Here is a 14,518-nt window from a genome sequence, read left to right on the forward strand (position 1 = left end):
TGCCCGGTGACCGCTTCACCGCACAGCGGGGACCCCGTGGACCACGGCGAGGACCGCGTCAGCGCACGGCCGCACGGCGGTAGGCCCAGGTGGCGATCGCCAGCGAGGCGACGCCGACGCCCGCGCAGACCGCGAGGTCGAGGGCGACCGCCGCCCAGTCGGGATGCGGCCCGAAGGTGCGGGCGAACGCCTCGACCCCGTACGTGGAAGGCAGCAGGTCACGGGCGTACTGCAGGAAGCCAGGCATCCGCTCGGCCGGGAGCACACCGAGGAGCAGCGCAGCGGACATGCCCAACTGACCGAGCAGTGTGGCCAGTTCGGGCCGGGGCGCGAGCAGCCCGAGGGCGGCGCCGAGGCCGGCGAGCGCGGCGCCGGCCAGCGGGATCACCGCGGCGAGCACCCACAGGTGGGCCAGCGGAAGCCCGAAGAGGCCGCATCCGACGACCGCGGTGACGAGCGTGCCGGGCACGGTGAACGAGGCGTAGGCCGCCGCGGCGCCGAGGACCACCGAGGCGGGCGGCACGGGCAGCGTGGCGTAGTGGTCGAGGCCGCCGTCGGCCCGCAGCTGTCCGAAGTACTGCGCGAGGAGGTTGAGCGCGACGAAGGCGACGACGAGCACGGATGACCCGGCGACGACGGCACGCGCCTCGTCTCCCCCGTCGACGACGCCCCGCATCAGGATCATGATCCCGACGGACTGGAAGGTCGCCACGAAGAGCAGCGGGATGCGGGCGACCCGCGCCCGCGACAGCTGCGCCCGGTAGACGGCAGCGAGCGCGGGGAAGAACCGCGCGCGGGGCCCCAGGGGTTCGGCGGCGTCGGCCTGCCACTCGCGGTCGTCGGCCCGCACGGCCGCTTCCAGGGGAACGGCACTCACCGAACAACCTTCCTGTCGCTGTTCATCCGCCCGGCGGAGGTCATGCCTTGACCAGCCCCTCCCCGTTCCCGCCCAGGGCGAGATACACGTCCTCCAGGCTCGGCGTGGCCAAGGTGAAATCGTCCAGCGAGGCGAAGGCGTCCCCGCCGGTGACCGCGGCGACAGCGGCCCGAGCCTCGTCGGGCGCGAGCCGCAGGGACCAACGGCGCCCCGACTCGACCGCGGACGAGCGAAGCGCCAAGACCTCGGGGACGTCCAGCGGCGCCCGCTCCCGCCAGACGAGCTCCACCCGCACCTCGCCCGCGACCTGTTCCTTCAGGCCCACCGGGCTGTCGCAGGCGATGACCTTGCCGTGGTCGAGGACGGCGACCCGGTCCAGGACCGTCTCGGCCTCGATGACGTTGTGGGTGACGAGCAGCACCGTCGTGCCGCGCTCGGCCCTGCGCCGGTCGACCGCGCCCCACACCGCGCGCCGCGCGATGGGGTCCATGCCGGTCGTCGGCTCGTCGAGGACGAGCAACGGCCGCTGCCCCACCAGGGCGGTGGCGAAGCAGGCGAGCCTGCGCTGCCCCCCGGAGAGCTTCTTGAGGGGACGCGAGGCGAGGCCGGTCAGCGCGAGTTCGTCGAGTACGCCGTCCCGCTCGGCCCGCGCCGCGCGGACGTCGAGGCCGCGCAGCCGCGCGGTCGTCTCCACGGCGAGCGAGACGGTCAGCTCGTCGAGCGCGGTGGACTCCTGCCCCAGGTACGCGAGGATCCGCGCGGCCCGCTCGGGGTGGCGCAGGATGTCGTGCCCGAGGATCTCGACGCTCCCGCTGTCGGGCCGCATCAGGCCGGTCAGCTGGCGTACGAGGGTGGACTTGCCCGCGCCGTTGGGCCCGAGGAGGCCGAAGATCTCGCCGCGCCTGACCTCCAGGCTGATGCCGTCGGTGGCGCGCACCTCGGGTGTCGCGGGCGTGCCGCGCCTGCCACGGGCGGCGGGATACGTCTTGACGAGGTCGCGCACCGCGCAGACGGCATCACTGCCGTGACCCTGTCGGAGCCCTTGTCGGACTGCCTGTGCCGAGCGCGTACTCACGAGGGACGAGCGTACGGGGTCCCGTGCCCGCCGCGACGCCCGGGGCGCCCCGTACGCCCCGTATCGGTCATCCGTGGACGTGTTCGGTCACTCATCTGCGGACGTGTCCTTCACCCGTTCGCGTGGCTGTTCGGTCACTCGCCGGAGCGGTCGCCCACCGGTGCATGCTCCACCGCTGTGTGGACGTCGATCTCGCGCCAGAAGCCCGCCCGGATCGCGTACCGGTCGTGTTCGTCGATCTGGTCGTCCTTGTGGGCGAGCAGTCCGAAGCGGGCCGCGTACCGCAGGAGCTCGCCGTCGACGCGGTGCGGGATGCGCGGGTACATCGTCGAGAGCTTGTGGAGGTTGTGCTGTTCCGGCAGGCGGGCCATCCAGCGGCGCGCGAAGACCTGCCCGACCTCGAAGGGGTCACCGCCGACGGTGGTGATGTCCTCCTCGCGGTCGGCCCAGCGCTGCTCGGCGGTCGTCAGCTGGGCGAGCGTCGGCAGGGCGGCGGCCTCCGGGCTCTCCGCGGCGCCGCCGGGCCGCTCGACCCACCCCTTGTCGGACGACCAGCGCAGCGTGGCGTTGGTGGGGTGCTGTGCGGCCTGCGTGCCGGGGCCGCGCAGGGCGGCCAGGTCCTTGGGGGTGGGCACGCCCTTGCCCGGCGGGATGTGGTGCGGGCCGCCGCTGTCGCCGTTGGCCCCGGCTTCGGCGTGCTCACCGTGCTGCTGGCCGTGCTGGACCCCCGCGGCCTCGTCGGCGGCCCGCTGGGCGCTGGCCGCGAGCGCGGACTCCGGCAGGGGCGCGGAGAGGATGGCGGCGATCTCGGGGCGCGGGACGGGAGGGGGCGCGCAGACGCCGGTGAGCTCCTTGGGGCGTACGGCCTTGGTGATCCAGGCCCGGTCCAGGACGCGGCGCTCGTCGGCCTCGGCCACCAGGTCCTCGGACTGGTTGTAGTCCCCGTCGGCGGCCTGGACGGCCCACAGGTGGACGGCGACGCCGTGCTCCTTGGCGGCCATCATGCCGGGCAGCAGATCCCCGTCGCCGGTGATGAGCACGATGTCCGAGCAGGCGCGGTTGCGGGCCAGCTCCGTCAGCTCGGCGTGCATGGCGGCGTCGACGCCCTTCTGGGCCCACCGTCCGTCACTGCGGGTGAGCGCGCCGAGCCGGACCGTCACGCGCGGCATGACGCGCAGCCTGCGGTGCTCGGGCTGCGGTACGCGGTCGGGGGCTCCGTCGAACCAGTAGATCCGCAGGAGGGGGCGCTCGGTGTCGGATTCGGCGCGCTCACGGATGCCCTGGATCAGGGCGGTGTGATCGACGGTGATCCGGGACCGGGACGGCTCGCCCGCGAGGAGACTCGCGGCGGCACCCAGCAGATACCCGGCGTCCACCAGGACGATGCAGCGGTCCACGCGATCCACCCTCTTTCCCTGGAGATTCCCTGGAAGTAATGGTTCGGGTTTCCTTCGAGTCTGCCCGACCCTGCGGAGGTTAACGGCCGGAACTCGATCTTCGGCGTGGCGTATGTCGACTTCACTCTCCGACAGGGCTTATTACGCACGGTAATTCTCTGAAATGCGCAGCTTGTCGCCATATGTGAATCTGGTCGCGTCCTGGCCCCCAGATCCCCCTCAGGAGGAAGATCACCATGGGCAAGAACAAGAACCGCAAGCAGGGTGGCGATCAGAACCGTGCTTCCGCCGCGGAGCAGGCGCAGGAGCAGGCCAAGTCGTCGGCGGAGCAGGCCGAGTCGAGGATGAAGGACGCCGTGCAGTCGCAGGGCAGCCCGGCCGAGGTCGCCCGCAAGCACCAGCGTCGCTTCGGCCACAACTGACGCCTCAACTGACGCCCACGCAGGCGTATATGCGCGAAGGGGCGCGCCCGGAATTCCGGGCGCGCCCCTTCTGCGTGTGCGGCGGTTCGGCCTAGCCGGCGAGACAGGACGGGCCGAGCAGCACCTTCAGGTCACCGAAAAGGGCGGGATCCGGCTGTACCCGGTGGCGGTCGAGCCGCAGCACCGTCGTCTTCTGCGCCCCCTGGAGCTTGATCCGCACCTCGCTGTTGCCGCGGTGGTGACTGAGGATCTCGCCGAGGCGGCTGACCATCGGCGGGGTCACCTTCACCGTCGGGATGGTGATCAGGACGGGCGCGTTGGTGCCCGCGTTCGACAGGTCGGGGACCTGGAGCTCCATCGCGACGAGGCGCGGCACGTCCTCGCGCTTGTCGAGGCGGCCCTTGACGAACACCACGGCGTCCTCGACGAGTTGCGTCGAGACGAGCTGATACGTCGCCGGGAAGAACATGCACTCGATGGAGCCCGCGAGGTCCTCGACGGTCGCGATCGCCCAGGCGTTGCCCTGCTTGGTCATCTTGCGCTGGAGGCCGGAGATGATGCCGCCGATGGTGACGATCGAACCGTCCGAGTAGTCGCCGCCGGTGAGCTGTCCGATGCCGGCGTCGGCCTTGTCGGACAGGACGTGCTCCAGGCCGAACAGCGGGTGGTCGGAGACGTACAGACCGAGCATCTCCCGCTCCTGGGCGAGGAGATACGTCTTCTCCCACTCGTCGGTGGAGAACTCCACGTCGAGCCCGAAGCCCGGCTCGCCGCCGGTCTCCTCGCCCCCTCCGAAGAGGTCGAACTGCCCTTCCGCCTCCTTGCGCTTGACCTGCACGACGTTGTCGATCATGGGCTCGTACTGCGCGGTCAGGCCCTTGCGGGTGTGCCCCATGGTGTCGAAGGCGCCCGCCTTGATCAGTGACTCCGTGGTCCGCTTGTTGCAGGCGGCGGCCTCGACCTTGTCGAGGTAGTCGGGGAAGGAGGCGAACTTCCCCTTGGCCTTGCGGGAGCGGACGATCGACTCGACCACGTTCGTACCGACGTTCCGGACGGCCTCCAGACCGAAGAGGATCACGTCGTCGCCCTGGGCGGCGAAGTTGTGCACGGACTCGTTCACGTTGGGCGGCAGGACCTTGATGCCCATGCGCCGGCACTCGTTGAGGTAGATGGCCGACTTGTCCTTGTCGTCCTTCACCGAGGTGAGCAGCGCCGCCATGTACTCGGCGGGGTAGTTCGCCTTGAGGTAGGCGGTCCAGTACGTGACGAGGCCGTACGCGGAGGAGTGCGCCTTGTTGAAGGCGTAGCCGGCGAAGGGGACCAGGACGTCCCACAGGGCCTGGATCGCGGCGTCCGAGTAGCCGTTCTTCTTCGCCCCCTCCTGGAAGAGGACGAAGTTCTTCGCCAGCTCGTCGGGCTTCTTCTTGCCCATCACGCGGCGCAGGATGTCGGCTTCGCCGAGGGAGTAGCCGGCGATGATCTGCGCGGCCTTCTGCACCTGCTCCTGGTACACGATGAGGCCGTAGGTCAGACCGAGCGTCTCCTTCAGGGGCTCTTCGAGCTCCGGGTGGATCGGCGTGATCTCCTGGCGGCCGTTCTTGCGCTCCGCGTAGTTGATGTGCGAGTTCATGCCCATCGGGCCCGGCCGGTACAGGGCCGAGACGGCGGAAATGTCCTCGAAGTTGTCGGGCTGCATCTGGCGAAGGAGCGAACGCATCGGTCCGCCGTCGAACTGGAAGACGCCGAGCGTGTCACCGCGGCAGAGCAGTTCGAAGGTCTTCGGGTCGTCGAGCGGGAGCGAGAGCATCTCCAGGTCGACGCCCTTGTCGTTCCGCACCATCTTGACGGCGTCGTCCATGATGGTGAGGTTTCGCAGGCCCAGGAAGTCCATCTTGAGCAGGCCGAGCGACTCGCACTGGGGGTAGTCCCACTGCGTGATCGTCACGCCGTCCGTGTGCCGCACCCAGATCGGCGCGTGGTCCACGATCGGCTCGCTGGACATGATGACGCCGGCCGCGTGCACGCCCATCTGCCGGACCAGGCCCTCGACGCCCTTGGCGGTGTCGATGACCTTCTTGACGTCCGGTTCGTTCTCGTACATCCCCCGGATCTCGCCCGCCTCGCTGTAGCGCGGGTGCTTGGGGTCCGTGATGCCGGAGAGGTCGATGCCCTTGCCGAGGACGTCGGCGGGCATGGCCTTGGTGAGGCGGTCGCCCATCGCGTACGGATATCCGAGCACGCGCGCGGAGTCCTTGATGGCGTTCTTCGCCTTGATCTTTCCGTACGTGCCGATCATGGCGACCTTGTCGGCGCCGTACTTCTCGGTCACGTACCGGATCACCTCGACGCGCCTGCGCTCGTCGAAGTCGATGTCGACATCGGGCATGGAGACGCGCTCGGGGTTGAGGAACCGCTCGAAGATCAGGCCGTGCGTGATGGGGTCGAGGTCGGTGATGCCCATGGCGTACGCGACGATCGAGCCTGCCGCGGAGCCACGGCCGGGGCCGACCGCGATGCCGTTGTTCTTGGCCCACATGATGAAGTCGGCGACCACGAGGAAGTACCCCGGGAAGCCCATCTGGATGATGATGTCCATCTCGTACTCGGCCTGCTGCTGCCGGTCCTCGGGGACACCGCCCGGGTAGCGGCGGTTCATGCCGACCCGGACCTCCTCCTGGAACCAGGTGACCTCGGTGAAGCCCTCCGGGATGTCAAACTTCGGCATCAGGTCGCGCTTCTCGAACATGCCGGTGGTGTCGATCTGCTCGGCCACCAGGAGCGTGTTGCGGCAGCCTTCCTGCCAGGCGTCCGAGGAGTCGATGGCGTACATCTCGTCCGTGGACTTCAGGTAGTAGCCGGTGCCGTCGAAGCGGAAGCGGTCGGGGTCCGAGAGGTTCTTGCCGGTCTGGATGCAGAGCAGGGCGTCGTGGGCGACGGACTCGTGCGCGTACGTGTAGTGCGAGTCGTTCGTCACCAGGGGCGGGATGCCGAGCTTCTTGCCGACCCGGAGCAGGTCGTCGCGGACCCGGCGCTCGATGTCGATGCCGTGGTCCATCAGCTCCAGGAAGTACCGGTCCTTGCCGAAGATGTCCTGGTACTCGGCGGCGGCCTTCACCGCCTCGTCGAACTGGCCGAGGCGCAGCCGGGTCTGGAGCTCTCCTGAGGGGCAGCCGGTGGAGGCGATGAGACCCTCCGACCACTGGGAGATCGTCTCCTTGTCCATACGCGGCCACTTCTGGAGCCAGCCCTCGGCGTACGCGTCCGAGGACAGCCGGAAGAGGTTGTGCAGGCCGGTGCTGTTCGCCGCCCAGATCGTCTTGTGGGTGTAACCACCCGAACCGGACACGTCGTCGCGCTTCTGGTGCGGCTGACCCCACTTGATCTTCCGCTTGTTACGGCGGGACTCCGGCGCCACATACGCCTCGATGCCGATGATCGGCGTCACGCCCGCCTTCTGCGCCGAGTGGAAGAAGTCGTACGCCCCGTGGAGGTTGCCGTGGTCGGACATGGCGACATGCGTCATGCCCATCTCATTACAGGCGTTGAACATGTCCTTGAGCCGCGCGGCACCGTCCAGCAGCGAGTACTGGGTGTGAACGTGGAGGTGCGTAAAGGGCGGCTTGGTCACGGCGGGAGGCCTCCGGGGAACTCTTGGCGACAGGCTGCGGGCAGTCTGGGGGGACAGCGTGGAAGTCTAATCCGGAGCACTGACAAGCGGCGGGCACTCGGGGGTACCGTCGTGCGTTGGACAGGTCGGAAGGCCTGTCCAAAATGTCATGCACGACCTGGCACCACCCGTTACCTGGAGGCACCCCGCGATGTCGGACCCGCAGCCCACCGCTGAGCAGCGCGGCGAGCAGATCCTCTCCGTGTTCGACACCGCTTTCGGTGAGCTCCTCGCCGCGGACCCCGCCGCGTTCCGGGTGAAGTTCCGGAAGATGGCCGGCTCCGCCTTCGCGTTCTACCGCGGCACGGCCTGCCTCTTCTACGGGGACCTGGAGCGCGAGCAGCACGGCGGTCCCTACCTGGACGAGCGCACGGGGCGGGTGTGGATCCACGGCGACCTGCACGCGGAGAACTTCGGCACGTACATGGACGCCCAGGGCCGCCTGATCTTCAACGTGAACGACTTCGACGAGGCGTACGTGGGCCCCTTCACCTGGGACCTGAAGCGCTTCGCCGCCTCCGTGGCCCTGATCGGGTACACGAAGGCGCTCAGCGACGAACAGATCACCGACCTGGTCCGGATCTACGCGGCGGCGTACCGCGAGCGGATCCACGACCTGTCGACCGGCGCCAAGAGCGACGAGGTGCCGCCCTTCACCCTGGACACCGCCCAGGGCCCGCTCCTGGACGCGCTGCGCGACGCTCGCTCCCTGACCCGCTTCGGCCTCCTGGACTCCATGACGGAGATCCGCGACTTCGAGCGCCGCTTCGCCCCGGGCGGCGGCTCCATCGAGCTCGACGCGGCCACGCGGTACAAGGTGCTCGCCGCCTTCGACGGCTATCTGGAGACGCTGCCCGAGTCCTCGCTCACCCGCCCCGACTCGTACCGCGTGAAGGACGTCGTCGGGCGCCGCGGCATCGGCATCGGCTCCGCGGGCCTGCCGTCGTACAACATCCTTCTCGAGGGCAACAGCGACGCCCTGGAGAACGACGTCGTGATCTACCTCAAGCAGGCGCAGACCCCGGCGGTCTCGCGGCACATCACCGACGGCGCGGTCCGTGACTACTTCCAGCACGAAGGCCACCGCACGGTCATCTCGCAGCGCGCGCTCCAGGCGCACGCCGACCCGTGGCTGGGCTGGACCGAGCTGGACGGCGCCGGACAGCTGGTCGCCGAGGTCTCTCCGTACGCGGTGGACCTGGACTGGTCGGACATCGACGACTGGGACGAGATCGCCGCGGTGATCGCCGACCTGGGCCGCGCCACCGCCACGATGCACTCCGCCGCTGACGACGAGAGCGGCCACTCGGACCTGGTGCCGTTCTCCACGGAGCGTGCCATCGACGCCGCCATCGCGGCGGACGAGGAAGGCTTCGGTGACCTGCTCGTGGACTTCGCGCACGAGTACGGCGCGCGGGCCCGCAGGGACCACCAGATCTTCGTCGACCTGTTCCGTAACGGCCGGATTCCGGGTCTGTAGGCACGAAGACGGCATCGTGCGACTCATAGGCACCCTTTAGGGCTGCCTTACGGAAGCACATGGCACACTCGGCATCGCGATGGACATATCCGGGACCCAGCTCAGAACCGTGCGCGCGGCGCTCTTCACGGCGCTCGTCGTGACGCTCTCCGCCGCGTCGCACGTGCTGCTCTCCCGCGCCCCGCTGCCGCTGACCACCGTCGCCGTGATCGCCACCGCGGTCTTCGTCATCGCGTACGCCCTGGCGGGGCGCGAGCGTGGTTACGGCCGCATCGCCGCCCTGCTGATCCCGCTCGAACTGGCCGCCGACACGGTGTTCACCACCGGGCAGCACGTCTGTTACGGCCAGGCGGGCGGCCCCGTCGCGGGCCCGCTGCGCTCCGTCGGCTTCGACGTGCTGTGCGGTGGCGCCAGTGTCGGCACCCCGCTGGCCCGGATGACCGGCGGCGACGGACACCGCGGCGCCGTGCTGTTCGCCGACGCCGACCCGGCCGCCGCCTGGCTGCTGCTCGGCGCGCACATCGCGGTGGGGCTGCTCGCGGCGGCCTGGCTGCGGCGCGGCGAGCGCGCCCTGGCCCAGGTGCTGCGCGCGGTGACCGCCGCCACCTTCCGGCCGCTGCTCATCGCGGTCGCCGCGGTGGGCGTCCGCCCGCGGCCCGTGCGGCGCGGTCCGCGCCCCGCGAGCCGGGCGCGGACCGCGCGCACGCGCCTTCTCGTGCACTTCGTGGGACGGCGTGGACCGCCGTGCTCGGCCGTCTTCGCCTGAGCATCACCGTCCCCACGCATGTCACCCCTACGGAGAACATCATCATGAGCAAGCGCAACAGCCAGGCGGCCAAGTCGGCGGCCCGCGAGCGGATCCGCGCCCAGCAGGAAGCCGAGCGCAAGCGCCAGAAGCGGAAGCGGACGATGATCGTCGGCGTCTCCGTCGTCGCGGTCCTGGCGATCGCCGGCGGCGTCGGTTACGCCGTCATGCAGGCCAACAAGCCCGGCCACTGGGAAGCCGCCAAGGACGAGAAGCTGGTCAAGCCCGCGAACTCCTCGGGCACGGACGGCACGACCGTCGTCCTCGGCAAGGACAGCGCCAAGAAGACCCTCAAGGTCTACGAGGACCCGCGCTGCCCGGTCTGCGCCAGCTTCGAGCAGGCGGTCGGCCCGACGGTCGAGAAGGACCTGAAGGACGGCAAGTACAAGATCCAGTTCATCGGCGCCTCGTTCCTCGACCGCAACCTCACGGGTGAGGGCTCCAAGAACGCGCTCAGCGCGCTCGGCGCCGCCCTGAACGTGAGCGACCAGGCCTTCCTCGACTACAAGAAGGCCATGTTCTCCAAGGAGAACCACCCCACCGAGACCGAGGACAAGTTCAAGGACGACGCGTTCCTCACCAAGATCGCGAACGAGGTCCCCGAGCTCAAGAAGAGCAAGACCTTCGCCAAGGACGTCAAGGACGGCACGTACGACCGCTGGGCCCTTGAGATGTCGAAGAAGTTCGACGACAACAAGGACGGCGTGGACGGCACACCCTCCTTCGTCATGGACGGCAAGAAGCTGACCGGCCCCGACAAGAAGAACGCTCCGTCGACGGTCGAGGACTACCAGAAGGCCATCGACGCGGCCCTCAAGGCCTGAACGGCCTCAAGAGCCGCTCGTTGAGCGGCACTTGACCAAAGAGCGGGCGAACGTTTCGTCGTTCGCCCGCTCTTGGCGATTACCGATCAGTAAGGTGATCGCCTGTGACCAGTCGAAACAGCGCCCACAGACCGCTCAACTCTCCGGCGAGGCCGCTCAACTCCGCGGCCCCGAGCCGCCGTACGGTCGTCAAGGCCGCCGCCGCCACCGCGGCCGTCGCGCCGCTCGCCGCGGCCCCCCTCGCCCACGCCGCCGAAGGGCCCGCGTTCCACCACGGAGTCGCGTCCGGCGACCCCCTGCCCGACGGTGTTCTGCTGTGGACCCGCGTGACGCCGACACCCGAGGCCACGCCGGGCTCCGGCAAGGGGCCCGACACCGAGGTGAGTTGGCAGCTGGCCAAGGACAAGGGTTTCACCCAGGTCGTCGGCCACGGAAGCACGACCGCGCGGGCCACCGGCGACCACACGGTCAAGGCCGACGTAAGGGGCTTGAGCCCTGCCACCACCTATTACTTCCGCTTCTCCGTGGGCGGCTCCGGCGACGGCGGCACCCCGGTGCACTCCCCCGTGGGCCGCACCCGCACCACCCCCGCGCACGCAGCGGCGGCCCCCGGCGTCCGGTTCGGCGTGGTGTCCTGCGCCAACTGGGAGGCCGGCTACTTCTCCGCGTACCGCCATCTCGCGGCCCGCACGGAGCTCGACGCGGTGCTGCACATCGGCGACTACATCTACGAGTACCAGAGCGGCGAGTACCCCGCCGCCGAGTACGGGGTGCGTCAGCACGAGCCGCGGCACGAGATCGTCAGCCTCGCCGACTACCGCACCCGGCACGGCGCCCACAAGACCGACCCGGACGCACAGGCGATGCACGCGACGCACCCCCTGATCGCGATCTGGGACGACCACGAGTTCGCCGACAACACCTGGTCGGGCGGCGCGGTGAACCACTCCCCGGAGTCCGAGGGCGGCTGGGCGCAGCGCATGGCGGCCGCGAAACAGGCGTACTTCGAGTGGATGCCCGTACGCCCTTCTACTGAAGGCACGGTCTACCGTCGGCTGCGCTTCGGCAAGCTGGCCGATCTGCACCTGCTCGACCTGCGCTCCTTCCGCTCCGAACAGGCGGGATTCGGCAGCGGCGACGTGGACGACCCGGACCGTACGATCACGGGCCGCGCCCAGCTCGACTGGCTGAAGGCGGGTCTCGCCTCGTCGGACGCGTCCTGGAAGCTGGTCGGCACCTCGGTGATGATCTCGCCGGTCGCCTTCGGTTCCGTGCCCGCCCATCTGCTCGAACCCATCGCGGAGTTGCTCGGCCTGCCCAAGGAAGGTCTCGCCGTCAACGGCGACCAGTGGGACGGCTACACGGACGACCGCAAGGAGCTCATCTCCCACCTGGTCGACAAGGCAGTCCGGAACACGGTCTTCCTCACCGGGGACATCCACATGGCGTGGGCGAACGACGTGCCGGTCAGGGCCGCCACGTACCCCGCGTCGCCCTCCGCGGCCACGGAGTTCGTGGTCACGTCCGTGACCTCCGACAACGTGGACGACATGCTGCACGTCGCCCCGCACACCCTCTCGCTGGTCGCGGTGGGCGCGGTGAAGGCGGCCAACCGCCACGTGAAGTGGCTGGACATGGACTCGCACGGTTACGGCGTCCTCGACGTCACCGCCGAGCGCTCCCAGATGGACTACTACGTCCTGTCCGACCGCAAGGTCCCCGATGCGACGTCCACGTGGGCCCGGTCCTACCGCACCCTCACCGGCACCCAGCGGGTCGAGCGGACGTACTCCCCGGTGCGCTGACCCGGGTCACGCCCGTCGCCGACGCCCCTTACCCTAACGACATGAGTGGCCAGGGGGACGTGGTGGACGGGCGCTTCGAGCTGCTGGAGCGGCTCGGCAGCGGCGGTATGGGCACGGTGTGGCGAGCGCGCGACACCGTGCTGCACCGCGAGGTGGCCATCAAGGAGGTGCGGCCCGCAGCACGGGAGCTGACGGGCGAGCAGTCACGCGTCCTGCGGGAGCGCGTGTTGCGCGAGGCCAGGGCGCTCGCCCGCCTCAACCACCCGCATGTGGTGACGATCCACCACATCGTGGACACGGGCCCGCACCCCTGGCTGGTGATGGAGCTGCTGCCGGGGCGCACGCTCCAAGATCTCCTGGAGCAGGGCACGTTGACGCCGCGGGAGGCGGCACGCATCGGCCGCGAGCTGCTCTCGGCGCTGCGCGTCGCCCACGCGGCGGGCATCCTGCACCGGGACGTGAAGCCCGCCAACGTCCTGCTGCGGGGCGAGACCTCCGGCGGCCAAGGCCCCTCCGTGGTCCTCACGGACTTCGGCATCGCCACGCTGGTCGGCTCCACGCAACTCACCGCGACCGGCGACCTGATCGGCTCGCCCGAGTACATGGCGCCCGAGCGCATCCGCGGCACGGACCAGGGCCCGGCGGCCGACCTCTGGTCGCTCGGCCTCGTCCTGTACCTGGCCGTGGAGGGCGTCAGCCCGCTGCGCCGCGCCACGACGCTCGCCACACTCGCCGCCGTGCTCGACGAGCCCGTGCCGACGCCGACGCGCTCGGGGGCGCTCACCCCGGTCCTGAACGCCCTTCTGGTGCGCGACCCGGCGCTGCGCCCGGACGCGGAGCGCCTGGACGCGATGCTCGCCGCGGTGGCGAGCGACGTCTCCTGGCAGCCGACGGAGATCTCCGACCGGCCGGCGCTCCCGGTGGAGCCGCCGCCCGCCGAGCCCCGACGCCGTACGCCGGTGCTCCTCGCGGCGGTCGCGGTGGCGCTCGCCCTGGTGGCCGGCGCCGCGCTGGTGCTGGCCCTGCGGGACGGGTCGGGCACGGGCGGGGCCGGGGGCAAGGGCGGCGCCTCCGCGGGGGCTTCGTCCAAGGCTTCGTCGGAACCCGTCAAGGCGTCCAAGAGCCCTGAGACGGGCAGGAGCTCGGACCCGGGCAAGAATCCGGACCCGGGCAAGAGCCCGACCACGGCGCCCGAGTCATCGCCCGGCGTCCCGCCCGCTGCGGGCAGCTGGATCGCCCAGCTCCACTCCGAGCCCGTCGGCACGGGCACGGACGCCCGCGACCGCAGGCTCGCCACCGTGCGCAAGGACGTGCCGGAAGCGCAGTATCTGCGCAGTGACGACTACGCGTCGCTGCGACCGGGCTACTGGGTGATCTACGCTCCCGGACCCTTCGCGGACGGCCGGGCCGCGCTGCGGTTCTGCGCCGAGCGCGGCAGGACCACCGACAAGGAGTGCGCCGGGCGGTATCTCAGCTCCAGCAGCGCCGACTTCGGCCTGATGTGCAAGCCGCCCGCGAGCGCACCGGTAGGCCGCTGCACGCGCGCGTGAGGGGCACCGGGTGACCGGTCAGAGGGATTCCAGGAAGCCGATCGCCGTCCGCCACGTCGCCTCGGCAGCCTCGGCGTCGTAGTCGTCCAGGTCGGGGTCGGTGTAGAGGTGACCGGCTCCGGCGTAGCGGTAGACCTCGACGTCGGCGCCCGCGCGCCCCATCTGGAGGTACCACGCGCTCAGCCAGTCGTCCGTCTCGAACGGGTCCGGCTCGGCGACGTGCAGCTGCACCGGCAGCTCGTCCGCCGTCGTGTTCTCCGCGATGTCGGACGTGCCGTGCAGGAGAAGCAGCCCACGCGCCTTGGCGTCGCCGAGGGCGAGGGTCTGCGCGGTGGCGGCGCCGAGCGAGAACCCGGCATAGACCAGACCCCGCTCGGAGTAGGGCGCGGAGGCCAGAATCGCCCGCTTCAGGAGCTCCTCCTTGCCGAGCTCGTCCTTGAAGGCCATGCCTTCCTCGACGGTGTCGAAGGTGCGCCCGTCGAAGAGGTCGGGCGTCCACACCTCGTGTCCTTCCGCGCGCAGCCGGTCGGCCGCCGCGTGCACCGCGGGCCGCAGCCCGTACGTCGAGTGGAAAAGCATGATGTTCATGAGGCCATCGTGCCACCTACCCTCGGGG

The 14,518-nt window shown here is 70.2% G+C and carries 11 protein-coding genes; 6 read left to right on the forward strand and 5 right to left on the reverse strand.

The genetic code is table 11. The annotated features are described in order from the left end of the window. Nucleotides 1–58: 58 nt before the first annotated feature. The 3 genes from ACIBCK_RS01600 to ACIBCK_RS01610 all read right to left on the reverse strand — a co-directional run bounded on the left by ACIBCK_RS01600 (nt 59) and on the right by ACIBCK_RS01610 (nt 3,349). The gene (locus ACIBCK_RS01600) at nt 59–877 is read right to left on the reverse strand and encodes an ABC transporter permease (protein WP_399386079.1); all 819 of its coding nucleotides are present in this window, start codon (nt 875–877) and stop codon (nt 59–61) included. Nucleotides 878–917: 40 nt separating this feature from the next. Beyond that, nucleotides 918–1,952 carry an ABC transporter ATP-binding protein gene (locus ACIBCK_RS01605; RefSeq protein WP_399386080.1) on the reverse strand — a complete coding sequence of 345 codons (1,035 nt, stop codon included), beginning with the start codon at nt 1,950–1,952 and terminating at the stop codon, nt 918–920. A gap of 134 nt (nt 1,953–2,086) precedes the next feature. Beyond that, nucleotides 2,087–3,349, reverse strand: a complete 1,263-nt coding sequence (locus tag ACIBCK_RS01610) for an NYN domain-containing protein (RefSeq protein ID WP_399386081.1) — start codon at nt 3,347–3,349, stop codon at nt 2,087–2,089. 236 nt (nt 3,350–3,585) lie between these two features. Here ACIBCK_RS01610 and ACIBCK_RS01615 point away from each other — a divergent pair, with 236 nt between their 5' ends. Next, a complete protein-coding gene (locus tag ACIBCK_RS01615) occupies nt 3,586–3,771 on the forward strand; it encodes a hypothetical protein (protein WP_367040930.1) in 186 nt (61 codons plus the stop codon). Nucleotides 3,772–3,862: 91 nt separating this feature from the next. Here ACIBCK_RS01615 and dnaE read toward each other — a convergent pair whose 3' ends face one another. Next, nucleotides 3,863–7,399 (reverse strand): DNA polymerase III subunit alpha, encoded by a 3,537-nt coding sequence (dnaE, locus tag ACIBCK_RS01620; protein WP_399386082.1) that lies wholly within the window; start codon nt 7,397–7,399, stop codon nt 3,863–3,865. Nucleotides 7,400–7,589: 190 nt separating this feature from the next. Between dnaE and ACIBCK_RS01625 the strand changes: the two genes are divergently transcribed. From ACIBCK_RS01625 to ACIBCK_RS01645, 5 genes are all read left to right on the forward strand, one after another. Beyond that, nucleotides 7,590–8,918 (forward strand): DUF2252 domain-containing protein, encoded by a 1,329-nt coding sequence (locus ACIBCK_RS01625; protein ID WP_399386083.1) that lies wholly within the window; start codon nt 7,590–7,592, stop codon nt 8,916–8,918. Nucleotides 8,919–8,997: 79 nt separating this feature from the next. Continuing rightward, entirely contained in the window at nt 8,998–9,684 is a 687-nt protein-coding gene (locus tag ACIBCK_RS01630; RefSeq protein WP_399386084.1) for a hypothetical protein, read from the forward strand. Between the two features lie 44 nt (nt 9,685–9,728). After that, the gene (locus tag ACIBCK_RS01635; protein WP_399386085.1) at nt 9,729–10,547 is read left to right on the forward strand and encodes a thioredoxin domain-containing protein; all 819 of its coding nucleotides are present in this window, start codon (nt 9,729–9,731) and stop codon (nt 10,545–10,547) included. 104 nt (nt 10,548–10,651) lie between these two features. Continuing rightward, entirely contained in the window at nt 10,652–12,352 is a 1,701-nt protein-coding gene (locus tag ACIBCK_RS01640; protein ID WP_399386086.1) for an alkaline phosphatase D family protein, read from the forward strand. A 41-nt stretch (nt 12,353–12,393) separates the two neighbouring features. Beyond that, nucleotides 12,394–13,902: a serine/threonine-protein kinase gene (locus tag ACIBCK_RS01645; RefSeq protein ID WP_399386087.1), complete on the forward strand. Its 1,509-nt coding sequence runs from the start codon at nt 12,394–12,396 to the stop codon at nt 13,900–13,902. Nucleotides 13,903–13,920: 18 nt separating this feature from the next. On the opposite strand, the gene ACIBCK_RS01650 is transcribed toward ACIBCK_RS01645, so the two are convergent. Further along, complete coding sequence (locus ACIBCK_RS01650; RefSeq protein ID WP_399386088.1) at nt 13,921–14,490, reverse strand: dienelactone hydrolase family protein; 570 nt, start codon at nt 14,488–14,490, stop codon at nt 13,921–13,923. Between the last annotated feature and the right edge of the window lie 28 nt (nt 14,491–14,518).

The sequence above is a fragment of the Streptomyces sp. NPDC051218 genome, assembly GCF_044455475.1.
GTDB lineage: Bacteria > Actinomycetota > Actinomycetes > Streptomycetales > Streptomycetaceae > Streptomyces.

What these genes read in the sequence shown, in the direction of transcription:
- ACIBCK_RS01615 (WP_367040930.1), top strand. Translation starts at nt 3,586, where the DNA reads ATGGGCAAGAACAAGAACCGCAAGCAGGGTGGCGATCAGAACCGTGCT.
- ACIBCK_RS01625 (WP_399386083.1), top strand. Translation starts at nt 7,590, where the DNA reads ATGTCGGACCCGCAGCCCACCGCTGAGCAGCGCGGCGAGCAGATCCTC.
- ACIBCK_RS01630 (WP_399386084.1), top strand. Translation starts at nt 8,998, where the DNA reads ATGGACATATCCGGGACCCAGCTCAGAACCGTGCGCGCGGCGCTCTTC.
- ACIBCK_RS01635 (WP_399386085.1), top strand. Translation starts at nt 9,729, where the DNA reads ATGAGCAAGCGCAACAGCCAGGCGGCCAAGTCGGCGGCCCGCGAGCGG.
- ACIBCK_RS01645 (WP_399386087.1), top strand. Translation starts at nt 12,394, where the DNA reads ATGAGTGGCCAGGGGGACGTGGTGGACGGGCGCTTCGAGCTGCTGGAG.
- ACIBCK_RS01650 (WP_399386088.1), bottom strand. Translation starts at nt 14,490, where the DNA reads ATGAACATCATGCTTTTCCACTCGACGTACGGGCTGCGGCCCGCGGTG.